Source organism: Vibrio ishigakensis, from assembly GCF_024347675.1.
Classification (GTDB): Bacteria; Pseudomonadota; Gammaproteobacteria; order Enterobacterales; family Vibrionaceae; genus Vibrio; species Vibrio ishigakensis.
Window position 1 is genome coordinate 1,445,986 of record NZ_AP024881.1, and the last position, 14,537, is coordinate 1,460,522.

The window sequence follows — 14,537 nt, forward strand, 5'->3', positions numbered from 1 at the left end:
AGTTGTAGCACCTGCACTGATTCACATAAGATGCAATTTCTAAAAATTGGAGAACCGAGAAAATGCAACAAAAACCTTGCGATATAGCAAACTCTTACGACCTGGAAGACCTGTTGGCATCGAGCCGCGGCGAACTTTTTGGCCCTAAAGGACCTCAACTTCCTGCACCAAATATGCTAATGATGGATCGTGTGACTAAGATGTCACAAACCGAAGGTGAGTTTGGCAAAGGTCTTATTACTGCAGAACTGGATATCAAACCAGACCTATGGTTCTTCGATTGTCACTTCCCAGGTGACCCTGTAATGCCTGGTTGTCTTGGTCTAGATGCAATGTGGCAGCTTGTTGGTTTCTTCCTTGGTTGGATCGGTGGCGAAGGTAAAGGTCGCGCACTAGGTGTTGGTGAAGTTAAGTTTACTGGCCAAGTTCTTCCAACAGCGAAGAAAGTGACTTATGAAATTCACATGAAGCGTGTAGTTAACCGTAAACTAGTTATGGGTATGGCCGATGGCCGCGTACTAGTAGATGGCAAAGAAATCTACGTAGCTAAAGATCTTAAAGTTGGGCTATTCCAAGATACGTCAAACTTCTAAGGCAGTACAGCTATAGAAATTATATTGAGCCGCACTCTTTAGTGCGGTTTTTTCGTGCTCCCTCTCCCCTAAAGAATAAGTTGTGTAAGTTACGTTGGTTATGGATTTATATTTTGGTGTTAAATATATTTAGTTATAGTGCGTTAAGATATATAAAATCAGACCCCATATAGGGGTCTTACTCCGTTGTTGAGGTTGTTATTTAAAAAGACCAGACTCTATGTCATCTTTCGCGTCTCTCCAACCGCCTAGCCAATATGATTTTGCATCTACTTGTTGGTAAGGACAGGTTTCGCTAGAGCGACCGTTAAGACCCGCTTTATAACCCTGGGACTGAGCTCGTTCTAGACGATCACGCTTTTGTCTCTTCATAGTTAATTCCTCTAACATAAATACACAAATCTGAGGGCCCTGCACTTCGTCGTTTGTCGATCTAATTAGTTAGCCGTGAGAATGCGCAGCTGATTAACGACCCTATATAAGATTCGACCAAAAACGAAGATTTCTCAAGGCAAAAAAAAGGACAGACTTCAAAATGTGAAGCTGTCCTTTTTTTGAATAATTACTCGGAACTATTTACGTCGACGATTCCACGCAACTAGGCCAAGCAAACCAAGCATCCATGGACCGAAACTACCGCCTTGGCGTTCGATTGGGGCTTGTTCAACACTACGTGGTTCAATAGCTGGAACAGGCACAGTATCGTCTTCAGAATCCAAATCGATGGTTGGAACTAGCTTAACAGCAACGACCTTCTCAACACCTGTACCACCACCGCAATATGCGTTGTGGCCTGTATTATCGTAACCTTCTGCACAGTAAAGAGCTGTCGCAGATATCTCACCTTTTTCATTAATATCCGACGCGGCTACGATACGGAACTTGTTGTTGTTACCATCAACTTGGCCGTCGTTAGTCAAATCATCTAACCACCAAGCTTTGTTCTGGAACTTAGCTGCGCGTGCTGCGTTAGTACCTTCGAAACTATATGGATAGATGAAACCTCTTTGACGGCGTTGTTTCCCGTTATATTCTCGAGCAGACTCTGCATCGATAACACCAACGATTTCATTGTGATTGTTAACTGCTTTTGCCTGACCGCCGGCGCTATTGAAGAAAATAGATTGTCCTGAGTCTTCAAGGAAAATCGCTTCTGGCTCACCCTCAGACGCATCAGCAACAAATAGTCGGTTATTAGCTGCACCATTCGATGGCTTATCACCACGACGCTTAGCCTCACCGATCACTAGTAGGTTGTTGTTGATATCAGTCGCTTTAGAGTTTGAGTAAATGTAATCACCATCCTGTTCAACCTCAACGCGACGGATGAACTTGGTATCCCACTGATCAGCTGCTACATCACTAAAGCCCTCTTTTGGATAGAAAACTGCAGCTTGCATTAGCAGATTGTTGTCATCACGATAGGTGTTGTAACCCACAAGAACAGGCTTTTCGTCGTATGGTGTAGATGAAAGAGATGTGTCTACACTCGGATCTCGCACTACCGCTCCACGGACACTTCCCATGTAAGAAGTATCATCTCGCCAGCCTGTAGTATCATCATTATCCTTAGTATTAGGCCACGTAGAAACACTCAAACCAGAGAGTGGATCAGTAGATTCCCAAACGTAACCCTTAGTTGAAAAAGCAAAGTTTTGACATGCTTCTAAGCTGCCTGGATCGTCATCATTAAAACAACTGCTAACACTGCCACGATAATTTTTATCGCCATCGTTATAGTTAAAAGGAGTCACAGCGGCACTGCCCACTACATAGGTTCTCTCTACATTATCGGTGCCTGTGTAAGTGAACGAATCAAACGCCATGGTGCGCCCCATGAGCTTGACAATATTATCGCCGTCTTGGCGAGGTAATAAGATAGTATTACCGATGAAGCCACGCTCGCGATACGCCAACCCATAGTTACCGTTAACGTTGTAGTAGCCGCTACTCGTGCTACCAATAACGTCACCAGAAGCGCTGAATTTATTGACCGTTACATTGTTGCTATCTGCTTCTGGTGTTGCGCCACCTGAGGTATCCCCCGGCGTATAATCGCTGGTAGGATTTAGCATAATTGCGCTTGTACCAGAGAAGCCTCTAGCATTGGAGGTATAACCTTGAGTAAATGCTTCGCGCTCACGCTGCAGGCCACCAGCATTATTGATACCATTCCACTCACGGCTCGCCCAGTTTTCACAACTGTTATAGCCGCGCTCTCGATAGCAATAGCTTTCTAGATCATCCCAATCGAGGTAATAAAAGTTGTTATCGATACCGAATGGCGCTTCTTCTCGAAATGGAAATCCATCGGTACCATCACGCGTATCACCTGCCAGTGTGCCTTTTTCTTCGACACCACCAGTGGCAGTTAAAGTATCTGCAGGAGAAATTGCGCTTCCGTAGAATTCATTAGCTGTAACGCTAGGACTCACCATCTCAACGTTATAAAGACTTGCATTTGCACCTAGTGACACCGTCACCAAGGTGGCGACGGTAGAAAGTTTAAAGATATTACTGCGTTTCACTATATCTTAGTCCTGTTGCATCTCTTCGAGCTCTTCCCAGCGCTCAAAGGCGATTTCCAATTCTTGCTCTTTATTCGCAAGCTCTTCTAACACTGGTTGTGTTTCCTCAACGGCTGAGGTGAAAAAGCTGGGGTCATTCACCTTCTCTTGAAGAGCTTCTATATCTTGCTCAAGTTGTTCTAACAATTGCGGAAGTGATTCTAACTCACGTTGCAACTTGTAGGATAACTTTTTGTTCGTCTTACTAGCCGACTTCACATCTGGCTTGTTATTTGACTTGGATTTCTCCGGTTTAGCCTGAACTGACACACCGCCCCTAGCCTGTTTTGCTTGAGAACGTTGCTGTTGAGCGTCGTGATATCCACCAACGAACTCTTCAATCTTGCCGTTACCTTCGAAGATCCAACTTGTGGTTACTGTGTTATCGACAAACTCACGGTCGTGACTCACCAATAACAAGGTCCCCTGATAATTGGCAAGCAAATCCTCTAAAAGTTCCAATGTTTCGATATCTAAATCGTTAGTTGGTTCATCGAGCACCAATAAGTTGTTCGATTTAAGGAAGATTCGAGCCAAAAGAAGGCGGTTTTTCTCACCACCAGAGAGCGCTTTTACTGGAGAGCGTGCTCGTCTTGGTGAAAATAAGAAATCTTGAAGATAGCTAAGAGCGTGACGCTCTCGTCCGCCTACCATTACTTCTTGCTTACCATCGGCTAGGTTATCGATAACCGACTTTTCTGGATCGAGCGCTTCGCGATATTGGTCAAAATAAGCCACTTCTAGCTTAGTACCACAGTGAAGTTTGCCCTCAGATGGAGAAAGCTCCCCTAGCATGAGTTTTAAAAGCGTACTCTTTCCACAACCGTTAGGCCCGATAAGAGCAATCTTATCTCCGCGCATTACTGAGAAAGTAAAGTCATCAACAATCTTCTGACCATCGATGGCATACCCAAGATTGTTTGCCTCAAATACGATCTTGCCGCTTCTGGCCGCATCATCGATATTCAGATTTACCTTACCTTGAACATTCAAACGCTCGCTTCGCTCTCTACGAAGCTGTTTAAGCGCTCTCACACGCCCTTCATTACGTGTACGGCGGGCCTTAATGCCTTGACGAATCCATACCTCTTCTTGCGCAAGCTTCTTATCAAACTCGGCGTTCTGCATCTCTTCTACGCGCAACGCTTCTTCTTTGTCCACTAGGTACTGCTTGTAGTTACCCAGATAAGAAACAAGTTTGCCACGGTCAAGATCAACGATACGAGTCGCCATTGACTGGATAAAGCTACGGTCGTGAGAAATAAAGATGATTGAACCGCGGAAGTCTTTTAGGAAGGTCTCTAGCCACTCGATAGTAGTAACATCAAGGTGGTTAGTAGGCTCATCTAGAAGCAATACATCAGGGTCTCTTACCAAAGCGCGCGCAAGGGCTGCTTTTCTCTGCCAACCACCAGAGAGGTCGGTAAGCTTGGTATGCCCGTCCAACTGAAGTGCACCTAGAACGTTGGTGATGCGGCTTTCAAAGCGCCATGCGCCGCTATGTTCAAGCTGCTCTTGGATCTTAGCCAGCTTATTGATGTTACGGTCAGTAGGCTCAGTTGCCACAAGATCGAGCTGATCTTGATAGATCTTGAGCTGAGTGCCAATCTCGGCTAGACCTTCAGAGACATAATCAAAGACCGTACCCTCTTGGTCACGAGGTGGATCTTGTTCTAATCGCGATACAACTACATCTTGTTGGATCTGGATGCGACCATCATCCATCTGGATGTCACCAGCAATCACCTTCATCATGGTGGATTTACCAGCACCGTTGCGCCCTACTAAACAGACGCGTTCGTTCTCTTGAAGTTGGAAGTCAGCGTTTTGCAAAAGAGGTAGATCGCCAAACGCCAATTGTCCGTTATGAATTGTTAGTAATGCCATTTATCTCTAACCAAGAATTAAGAGTTTCAATGGTAAAGGGCCAATTGAGCTCTTCACCATTAAGATTAACCACAGGAATAGTGACGCCGTAACGAGAAAATAGCTCGTCATCAAAGGCGATATCCACGACTTCCACATCCGCGCCCAATTCGACGAGCATGGCATACGCCTGCTCGCACAGGTGGCACCCTTCTGTGCTAAAGAGACGAATCACGCCTCTTCCTCATGAGTGATCAACCAACAGTTGTGGATGTGCTTATTACGAGAGAAATCCAATGGAAGGGTCTTATCCGAAATATTGCGCGCTTTAAGGTTTAACTCAGAAAGCGCATCCATATCCATCTTGAAGTGACGCTTGTTATTTGAGAATACGATAGTGCCACCCGCTCGAAGCAATCTCTTTAGGTTACGCATTAAAACAATGTGGTCACGCTGTACATCAAACGTCTGCTGCATACGCTTTGAGTTTGAGAATGTCGGCGGATCGATAAAGATAAGATCATAACTGCCCTGCGCTTTCTCAAGCCACTGCAAACAATCCGCCTGAACAAACTGGTGTGCACGGCCCTTATGGCCATTAATCGCAAGGTTCTCTTGCGCCCACTCTAGATAGGTCTTAGACATATCCACTGTAGTGGTAGATTTCGCACCGCCGCTTGCAGCATGTACGGTCGCACTGCCGGTGTAAGCGAACAGGTTCAAGAAGTCTTTGCCTTGAGACATTTGACCTAGCATACGACGAGTCAGTTTATGGTCTAGGAACAGGCCAGTATCTAGGTAATCGAATAGGTTTACCTTAAGCTGAACACCATACTCGTTAACACGCATCTCTTGCTGCTTTTGCGCGAGCTTTTGATACTGATTAGTGCCCTTCTGCTTTTGACGCACCTTAAGCACAACCTTATTAGCCTCTACACCTGTTACCTGTACAGAAGCGCGGATAACGTCGGTCAATCGGCGCTTAGCTACGTGGTCTTCAATTGATTTAGGTGCAGCATATTCTTGAATCACAAGGTGGTCACCATATACGTCGATCGCTACATTGTATTCAGGAAGGTCAGCATCATAGATACGATAGCTATCTAGATTCTCCTTCTTAGCCCACTTACCTATCTTGCCGATGTTCTTCTTAAGACGGTTGGCAAAATCTGGTGCAATCACTTGATCCTTACTCTCGCCAGTGCGTGCGCCCGAATCAGAGATTGAATAGTTCTTTTGCAGACACTTAAGTGCGCCGTTATTTACTTTATATTGCTTATCAGCACGCATACGTAAACAGCTAAGCAGTTCATCAGAACTCGAGAAGATAGAGGCCTTCCAGCCACCAAACTCATTCTTCAGCTGTGCGCCAAATTCAGAATACAGAGCAATAAGACCTGGCTCAGTGCCCAGACGCTCACCATACGGAGGGTTACACACCAAAGCGCCTTTAAGCTCAGATTCAGGAGCTGTAACCTTGGTTGCATCACCTAGTCGGAAATCGATTAAGTCTTCAATGCCTGCGCGTTTAGCATTCTTACGAGCGGTTTCAAGCACTCGCTTGTCGTTGTCATAACCCACAATCGGTTGATCAAACTTAGCGATACCACGGCGACCTTGAACGCGCGCTTCAGATTTAACCTCCGTCCACAGTTCATAATCAAAGTCTTTTAGATTCTCTAAGCTCCAGTCTTTACGAGCGTGACCAGGTGCGACGTTTGCTGCCCACATTACCGCTTCAATTAGCAAGGTACCGGAGCCGCACATAGGGTCTACCAGTGGAGAGGCTTTATCCCAACCACTGCGCATTACAATAGCCGCAGCTAGGGTTTCACGCAGCGGTGCACGACCTGATTCTGTGCGATAGCCACGTTGGTTAAGTGCCTGGCCGACCATGTCGATACCAAGGATTGCCTTGTCTCTATGAAGTCTTACGTGCACACGAAGATCAGGTTGATCTTTACTGATCTGTGGTCTTGGCAGGTCCTGCTTGGTAAAGCTGTCAACGATGGCATCTTTTACCTTCATTGCGCCGTACTGACTGTTACGAATTTCACGGTTGGTACCGTTGAAGTCCACAACAAAGCGTTTGCTTGAATCGAAGTGTGATGACCAACGAACCGCTGTTGCCGCGAGATACAGATCCATATCGTCCTGGCATTGGAACTCTGCCAATACGCGCACAAATCTTGAAGCTGTGCGGCTCCACAAAGAAGCACGATAAATCTGTTCTAAATCCGCCTTAAATCTCACCCCTGCTTGTACAGGTTTTGGATCGCGAATCCCTAATTGGGTCAGCTCATCTACAAGGAGGTTTTCTAAGCCGTTTGCGGTAACCGCTAGGTATTGATGCATGTTGGTCACTAATCAATGAAAAATGGTGACAATTATAAACCTTAATCGTTTGAAATACCGATATTTCTCAGATTCTTGCCTCCAAACGCCTAACTTTCCACCACAACAAATGAAGGTTTGTTACCAGTCCACTCCATACCGCCTCACTTTCTTCTTTACCTAAAAATGGCTCTTGTTTTGGAAGTGAATACTTATTCTCTTGCATTTTGGTATATACCAGAACCACTTTATGTATGTAATTAACCTACAAATGAGCTCAAACAGGGAAATAAATGATGCAATACGGACAATTCTAGGACGAAAACTGCCCTCTAATGGGTTTAAAAAAATGAAATTATTTTGATTTGAGCTAACAGTTTGGACACTTAGCTCTTGATGTTGGAGTACGGATAAGTTTGCAGACACAAAAAAAGAGCCGTTTCTGGGATAGTCAGAAACGGCTCTTGAGGGGAATTTGCAGCTTGGTATTAAGAAACCAAGCGAATGTTTGTTTGTGTGTAGATAGCGTTAGCTGGGCGCATTCTATCGTGCATAACCTTGATAGGCTGACAGAACGCTAAGGTCTTGCTTTCGGTTAAGTAGAAGTCCTCTAGATTGACCGAAACCACGATACTGGCGGTTTCTGATGCCTCTACCACCAAAAACACCCCACTGTTGAGTCCATTGCTCAGCTCAACGATCTCACCCTCTTCGGGTTGATAGTCGTCGCCGCAGGAATCAAAGAACCAGCTCTTGGGCTGAACCGGCTTATGGAAGCGCTTGACCGTGACGGCCTTAAGGATAAGTTCCGCCTGGCGCGGAACCGAGATATCGAGCCCTCTTACCGAGTGCTGGAACATCTCATACAGATGTGCATCTTCAACTGAGAATGGTTGAGGTTTAAACGCAGACTCTACCAAAACTTTGCGTGGCAAATCGGCGCGGAAAACCATTTCCTCGCTGATCTCTAGCATCAACGAAGATTTCTCCTCGTCGTAATACCAATTCCATGTGTCGCTTAACTTAAGCATACCCTTCGCCCTGTCTCAAAACCTTGTTTAAGTAAGACGTTACAGCTCCCTCTGAAATCGAGGTCTACGTTACTTTTGGCTAATTCTACAAACAGGAGGCGAAAAAAAAAGGGGAAAACCACTTCCCCCTTTTCTATAACTTATTGATTTTAAAGATTACAAATCTACAGGTTTTTGACAATGTCACGAACCAGAGTTGGACCGTGATAGATGAAACCAGAATACACTTGAACCAACTTAGCACCCGCTTGCATCTTCTCTTTCGCAGAAACGTAAGAGTCAACGCCACCTACACCAATGATTGGGATTTCTTCGCCCAATTCTTGATGAAGCTTCTTAACGACTTCGGTGCTGCGCAGTTGAACCGGACGACCGCTTAGGCCACCCATTTCATCTGCATGCTTCATGCCTTCAACAACGCTGCGGTCTAGCGTAGTGTTAGTTGCGATAACACCATCAATCTTATGCTTCAGCAAAGACTGACAGATTTGGCTGATCTCTTCATCACTTAGGTCTGGTGCGATCTTAAGAGCTAGTGGAACATAGTTACCGTGTAACTCTTCTAGTTCAGCTTGCTTAGCTTTAAGCTCGCTCAGTAGAGAATCCAGTGCTTCACCGTATTGCAGGCTACGAAGATCTGGAGTGTTTGGAGATGAGATGTTCACCGCGATATAACCCGCGTACTGATACACCTTCTCCATGCAGATAAGATAATCGCTGTTACCCTCTTCGATTGGGGTATCTTTGTTCTTACCAATGTTGATACCAAGCACACCATCGTAGGTCGACTTCTTCACGTTCTCTACAAGAGCATCCACACCTAGGTTATTGAAACCCATACGGTTAATGATACCTTCTGCTTCAAGCAGACGGAACATGCGAGGCTTGTCATTGCCTGGTTGCGGACGTGGTGTAACTGTACCTACCTCGATAAAACCAAAACCCATAGCACCAAACGCTTCGATACACTCGGCGTTTTTGTCTAGGCCTGCTGCAAGGCCTACTGGGTTTTTAAAGGTAAGTCCCATACATTCCACAGGACGGTTTGGCAGTTGCTGACGATAAAATAGATCGAGCGGAGTGCCCGTCATTTTAGGAAGATATTTAATTGCAAGATCGTGCGCTGTTTCAGCGTCGAGTTGAAATATGCCAGTTCTGGCGAGACGGTAGAGCATTCTGCCTCCGAAAAAAAAGCCCCGAATAAACGGGGCTGTATTATTTACTTAGTTGCTTCACAATTCAAGTTTAAAAGCATAAGTTCTCGTAATGCCACGGAAAATTTTGCAAATTCATGCACATTACCCACTTTAAACTCCTTAAGCGTGTTCTCCCAGCGGGATAACGCCTCTTTATTGTTATGCATCCAGTTTTCTATGGTCTGCTCAACCGAATCCAGTGAATCACCACAACCGCAGTTGAGAACTTGGACTGTCAACTGGCGTTGTTGCCAATCCAGATCTTCTCTAAAGGCGGCTCGAGCCAATGCTTGCCAATGATTATCGACCACCTGATTGTTGATCTGCCATAGGAACCAGTGAAGAGACAACTTATCACCCAAGTGGAAGTACAGTTTAGCCGCACGCTCTACTGTGGTGTTGCACTCTTTAGCCGCAATGGAGATATCATAGCAACAATACAGGCTCGACAGTCTTGAGATATAGTTGGCAACTTCGGCATCAACGCCCTGCTCAATCCAAGCTTTCGCTTGCTCATTGTGTTGCTGAACCTCTTCTTCAACCAGTAGTTCATCTAGCTTATCAACCACAATCGCCACATCTTTTTCAAAGCGAGCAACCAATTCGGTTACGCTACTCTTCTGTGAACGGTTGCGCAGCATCCAACGGGTTAGTCTGCGAAGGATACGACGAATCATAAACATCAATTCGTATTGAACTGAGGTTGGTAGACGGTTGTCATGTTGGCGGATCTTCTCGAACGTTTTGTCGAAATGGAACAGCTCTTTTGACGCCGCAAATGCATTGGCTATGTCGACCACACTTGCGCCCGTCTCTTCTTGAAGTCTAGTCACGAAGTTACAGCCCATCTCGTTAACAATATCGTTAGCAAGCACGGTTGCGATCAATTCTTTACGCAATGGATACTGATGGATCTCCTTGTTAAAGTTACCACGTAACTCAGTTGGGAAGTAGTTCACTAGCAGTTTACTGTGATGCTCATCTTCACTGATGGCTTCTACCGCAAGCTGTTCTTTTAACAGCATTTTCGCGTAGGCCACCAGCACAGAAAGCTCAGGTCTAGTCAGCGCTTGCCCTTGCTTTTCGCGCTCTAGAAGCTGTTCATCATCAGGGATATATTCCAACTGGCGGTCTAGCTGGCCTGCTTTTTCCAGAGTATGAATAAAGCGCATCTGCTCTTTTACGCCAGCAACGCCCTGCGCTTCAGAGACCGAAATAGACTCAGACTGGTTGTAGGCATCTTGAAGTACGATGTCGGAAACCTCGTTCTCCATAACGTTTAGCAACTGGTTACGCTTCTTGAAGGTAAGATCGCCATTCGCTACTACTGAGTTAAGCAAGATCTTAATGTTTACTTCGTTATCCGAGCTATCTACACCGCCTACGTTATCAACAAAGTCGGTATTTACGCGGCCGCCATGCAAAGCAAACTCGATACGCCCAAGCTGAGTCAGACCTAGGTTACCACCCTCGCCAACGATCTTCGCTTTAAGCTCATTACCGTTGATGCGCAGAGAATCATTGGCGCGGTCACCTACATCAGAATGCGTCTCTTTCGACGATTTCACATAGGTGCCGATACCACCATTCCATAGAAGATCCACTTCCATGCACAGGATGTTTTTGATCAGTTCATTTGGCGTCATCGAATCTTTAGATACACCCAGCATCTTCTTAATTTCAGGTGACAACGTCACTGATTTAGCTTTACGAGAGAAGACACCACCACCTTTTGAGATCAATGACTTATCGTAATCATCCCAACCGGTTCTTGGCGTATTAAACAGACGTTCACGCTCAACATAAGACTTGGCTGAATCTGGATTTGGATCGATAAAGATGTGCAGATGGTTAAAGGCGGCTTGCAGTCGAATATGTTTCGACAGCAACATACCGTTACCAAATACATCCCCTGCCATATCACCTACACCGATAACGGTGAAGTCTGTGGTCTGACAGTTAATGCCGATCTCACGGAAGTGACGCTTAACTGATTCCCAACCACCTTTGGCGGTAATACCCATTACCTTATGGTCGTAACCGTTCGAACCGCCAGATGCAAACGCATCTCCTAGCCAGAAACCGTATGCTTCAGAAACGCTATTTGCGATATCTGAGAAGGTCGCAGTGCCCTTATCCGCCGCAACTACGAAATACGGATCATCATCATCGTGACGAACCACATTCGCTGGCGGCACAACCTTACCTTCTACGACGTTATCTGCCACATCCAACAGTGAACTGATGAACGCACGGTAGCAGCGCTGACCTTCGGCAAAAATCTCATCTCGGCTAGTGAATAGATGTTGCTTCTTACAGACAAAGCCACCTTTCGCACCTACCGGCAGAATCACAGTATTCTTAACCTGCTGCGCTTTAACCAGACCAAGCACCTCGGTGCGATAATCCTCAAATCGGTCGGACCAACGAAGACCACCACGTGCGACCTTGCCACCGCGCAGGTGCACACCCTCAATATCCGGTGCGTATACAAACATCTCATAGTGAGGCACAGGTTGCGGGATCTCTGGAATCTCTCTTGGTGCAAGTTTAAGAGCAAGACACGCCTTAGGTTCACCCTCTTCATTCACCTGATAGAAGTTGGTACGTAAGGTCGCTCGGACCATCTCTACATAACGAGTTAGGATGCGGTCATCATCTAGACTCTCTACTTTCTCAAGCTGAGCATTGATCTGCTCGATAAGCTTAACCTGGGGCGCTTCGCTTCCCTTTTCTTTAGGATCGAATCGCTTACTAAATAGAGAAACGATATGAGTTGCCAATTTTGGATGGGTTGCCAGTGTTCCGCAAATATAGTCCTGACTGAATGGGAAGCCTACCTGACGCATATACTTGGCGTACGCGCGAAGGATAGTTACCTCACGGCCAGTAAGACCTGCTCCAAGAACCAAACGGTTGAAGCCGTCGTTTTCAAACACGCCCTGCCATACACCTGCAAAGGCTTGCTGGAATCTGTCGCGCGCTTTATTAAAATCAACGGCATTGCTGCCCTTGTGCAGCATGGAGAAATCTAGGATCCAATACGTCTCGCCATTGGCTGTGGTGATCTGATAAGGAGACTCGCCGATCACTCTAAGATCAAAGTTCTCCAGCATAGGCATCACATCTGATAGATGGATCGGCCTGTCTTTGTGATACAGCTTAAGATGCACAACCTTGCTATCCACCAGCTCTTCTTGTGGACGGTAAAACAACATGCCTAGCGGATTCTCTTCATCCAGCTTTTGCAGTCGCTCAATATCCGCAACTGCAGAGTTTGGCAGTACCGCTTCTTGGTAGGAGCGTGGGAACGCATCCATATAGTGCTTGGCTAAAGGCAGACCTTTGCTTTCACCTAAATTAGCAATGATGGCTTGTTTTAGCCTATCACCCCAAGTAGAGGAAACCTCCATCAGATTTCGCTCGATGCTCTTGATATCAAACTCAAGATCATCGTCTTCGATACGCACAATATAGTGGGTGCGAGCCAGAGGGCTTTCAGAAAAATAGGTCGTGAACTCTACTTCTTGCTCGGTATTAAATACACGCTTGAAAATTCGCTGGGTCTGACGTCTAAGCTCGGTGTTGTATCTATCCTTGGTGACATACACCATGCAACTAAGGAATCGACCAAACGGGTCTTTGCGTACGAACAAGCGGATCATATCGCGATCCTGCATCTGGACTACGCCGATACCCGTTTGCAATAGCTCCTCTTCATCCGCTTGAAGAAGCTCATCGCGCGGATAGGTTTCCAGGATATTGTGTAGCGCTTTGAAGGCATACGAACCGTTCAGGTAAGCACTGCTTTCAAGGATACGAGCAACCTTGTTTCGTACTAATGGAATACGCTCAACGCTTTGGTTATACACCGCTGAGGTATAAAGACCAGTAAATCTATGCTCACCAATCACCTTGCCGTTCTTATCGAAGGTCTTAACACCGATATAGTCGTTATAAGCTGGGCGGTGAATTCGTGATGGACGATTACCCTTGGTTAGGATCAGAATGTACGGCTTGTTCGCCTCATTGCGCGCGGACTCTGAAAACTCAGAGAGCTTAGTGGCGCGAACGCGCGATGGATCAGCAAGTAGGCCAAGTCCCTTTTCTTCTGTAGGCTCAAGAAGCTGATCGTCTTTTTGATCAACAAGGCGATACTCTTTGTAGCCCATAAAGGTAAAGTTGTGGTCACCAACCCAGTTCAGAAAGTCGATGGCCTCTTGGATATGCTCGTTGTCGATGCTCTTGATTTTCTCAAGAGATTTTACTTGTTTAACGACATCATTCAGCGCCTTCGACATAGGCTGCCAATCGTTGACCACCGCCTGCACATCACCAAGCACGCTAAACAGTTCGCTTTCAAGCTCTTGCATCTGCGCTTTATTGCTCAGCCTATCCACCTCAAGATGGAAAACTGAAAGAAGCTCAGTGCCTGTTTTACCGGCGTTGATATCTTCAATCTTACCCTGCTTGTTTACATTGATTTGCGCAGGACCATGCAACATCACATGGCTAGATAGTCCAAGACGTGAGAGCGTCATCTTAATAGAATCTACCAAGAATGGACTGTCCGGTAGCAAGATCTCTACTATGGTGTGAGTAGATTGCCAGCCGTGTCGGCTAAGGGTTGGGTTAAATACACGCACCGATAATTCTTGGTGCGGCGTCTCTTTCATATGCTGCCAAAGACTCACAACCGCACCATAAAGATCCGATTCGTTGCGTGAGATAAGGTCGTCGTGGGAGATATGACTGAATAGGTGTTTTGCGAGTTGAGTTACTACCTTTTGATGTTCGGCAGCAACCTTGTCCTGAATTAAGTTATACACTTTCTCGAGAAGGACTGGGACTAGGGGTTCACGTGCGTTCATTGGAACACTCCATCTAGATTTTATTGTTCTAAGTATGGGGCAGATATCTCTATCTGTTGCGCGTATTGTAAGGTTTTTA

At 45.9% G+C, this 14,537-nt stretch carries 9 protein-coding genes; 1 reads left to right on the forward strand and 8 read right to left on the reverse strand.

The features are described 5' to 3' along the window. The first annotated feature begins 62 nt into the window (after window positions 1-62). Window positions 63-593 carry a bifunctional 3-hydroxydecanoyl-ACP dehydratase/trans-2-decenoyl-ACP isomerase gene (gene fabA / locus Pcarn_RS06590; protein WP_261835588.1) on the forward strand — a complete coding sequence of 177 codons (531 nt, stop codon included), beginning with the start codon at window positions 63-65 and terminating at the stop codon, window positions 591-593. 198 nt (window positions 594-791) lie between these two features. On the opposite strand, the gene rmf is transcribed toward fabA, so the two are convergent. The 8 genes from rmf to Pcarn_RS06630 all read right to left on the reverse strand — a co-directional run bounded on the left by rmf (window position 792) and on the right by Pcarn_RS06630 (window position 14,458). Further along, entirely contained in the window at window positions 792-965 is a 174-nt protein-coding gene (gene rmf, locus Pcarn_RS06595) for a ribosome modulation factor (protein WP_261835589.1), read from the reverse strand. Between the two features lie 200 nt (window positions 966-1,165). Further along, a complete protein-coding gene (locus Pcarn_RS06600) occupies window positions 1,166-3,121 on the reverse strand; it encodes a DUF3466 family protein (RefSeq protein ID WP_261835590.1) in 1,956 nt (651 codons plus the stop codon). A gap of 6 nt (window positions 3,122-3,127) precedes the next feature. Continuing rightward, the gene (locus Pcarn_RS06605) at window positions 3,128-5,047 is read right to left on the reverse strand and encodes an ABC transporter ATP-binding protein (RefSeq protein WP_261835591.1); all 1,920 of its coding nucleotides are present in this window, start codon (window positions 5,045-5,047) and stop codon (window positions 3,128-3,130) included. Further along, window positions 5,025-5,261 carry a glutaredoxin family protein gene (locus Pcarn_RS06610; protein ID WP_261835592.1) on the reverse strand — a complete coding sequence of 79 codons (237 nt, stop codon included), beginning with the start codon at window positions 5,259-5,261 and terminating at the stop codon, window positions 5,025-5,027. The genes Pcarn_RS06605 and Pcarn_RS06610 overlap by 23 nt, the downstream gene beginning before the upstream one ends. Then, on the reverse strand, window positions 5,258-7,381 hold the full coding sequence (gene rlmKL, locus Pcarn_RS06615) for a bifunctional 23S rRNA (guanine(2069)-N(7))-methyltransferase RlmK/23S rRNA (guanine(2445)-N(2))-methyltransferase RlmL (protein ID WP_261835593.1): 2,124 nt from the start codon (window positions 7,379-7,381) through the stop codon (window positions 5,258-5,260). Before rlmKL ends, Pcarn_RS06610 begins: the two co-directional genes overlap by 4 nt. A gap of 467 nt (window positions 7,382-7,848) precedes the next feature. Next, window positions 7,849-8,391 carry a cell division protein ZapC gene (locus Pcarn_RS06620; protein WP_261835594.1) on the reverse strand — a complete coding sequence of 181 codons (543 nt, stop codon included), beginning with the start codon at window positions 8,389-8,391 and terminating at the stop codon, window positions 7,849-7,851. A 164-nt stretch (window positions 8,392-8,555) separates the two neighbouring features. Next, entirely contained in the window at window positions 8,556-9,566 is a 1,011-nt protein-coding gene (gene pyrD / locus Pcarn_RS06625) for a quinone-dependent dihydroorotate dehydrogenase (protein ID WP_261835595.1), read from the reverse strand. Window positions 9,567-9,610: 44 nt separating this feature from the next. Further along, window positions 9,611-14,458 (reverse strand): NAD-glutamate dehydrogenase, encoded by a 4,848-nt coding sequence (locus tag Pcarn_RS06630; protein WP_261835596.1) that lies wholly within the window; start codon window positions 14,456-14,458, stop codon window positions 9,611-9,613. Window positions 14,459-14,537: the final 79 nt, after the last annotated feature.

Excerpts from the sequence above, each read along its gene's own strand:
- fabA (WP_261835588.1), top strand. The coding sequence starts at position 63 with ATGCAACAAAAACCTTGCGATATAGCAAACTCTTACGACCTGGAAGAC.
- rmf (WP_261835589.1), bottom strand. The coding sequence starts at position 965 with ATGAAGAGACAAAAGCGTGATCGTCTAGAACGAGCTCAGTCCCAGGGT.
- Pcarn_RS06605 (WP_261835591.1), bottom strand. The coding sequence starts at position 5,047 with ATGGCATTACTAACAATTCATAACGGACAATTGGCGTTTGGCGATCTA.
- rlmKL (WP_261835593.1), bottom strand. The coding sequence starts at position 7,381 with ATGCATCAATACCTAGCGGTTACCGCAAACGGCTTAGAAAACCTCCTT.
- Pcarn_RS06620 (WP_261835594.1), bottom strand. The coding sequence starts at position 8,391 with ATGCTTAAGTTAAGCGACACATGGAATTGGTATTACGACGAGGAGAAA.
- pyrD (WP_261835595.1), bottom strand. The coding sequence starts at position 9,566 with ATGCTCTACCGTCTCGCCAGAACTGGCATATTTCAACTCGACGCTGAA.
- Pcarn_RS06630 (WP_261835596.1), bottom strand. The coding sequence starts at position 14,458 with ATGAACGCACGTGAACCCCTAGTCCCAGTCCTTCTCGAGAAAGTGTAT.